The 339-nt window shown below is 59.6% G+C and carries 1 protein-coding gene; it reads right to left on the bottom strand.

What is annotated here, in order from left to right:
- On the bottom strand, positions 1 to 339 hold a 339-nt coding region (locus HNH97_RS15295; RefSeq protein ID WP_171791458.1), incomplete at both ends, for a transposase.

Here is a 339-nt window from a genome sequence, read left to right on the forward strand (position 1 = left end):
TGCGGCGGTGAGATAAATCATCGCTGCGAATGATCTGTCGGTCTTGTCGCTCCGCATGGCGATACGCTTGAACTCCTTGAGCTTGCAGAAGAAGTTCTCGATGAGATGGCGCGCCTTGAACAGGGCTCCATCGAAGGGTCGCCTGTCGAGGCGGTTCCGACGCTGGGGAATGACCACGCGGGCCCCTTGCGCGCGTATGGTGTCCACGATCCAGTGCACATCGAATGCCTTGTCGGCAAGAATACCCTTGAAATCCGCGGGTTCGAGAAGAGGCGCGACCCCGACCGTGTCGTAATGCTGGCCGGGGATAAGCGTAAAGCGGACCAGATTGCCCAGGGC

Origin of the sequence: Gluconacetobacter entanii (genome assembly GCF_013155425.1) — a bacterium.
Taxonomy (GTDB): domain Bacteria; phylum Pseudomonadota; class Alphaproteobacteria; order Acetobacterales; family Acetobacteraceae; genus Novacetimonas; species Novacetimonas entanii.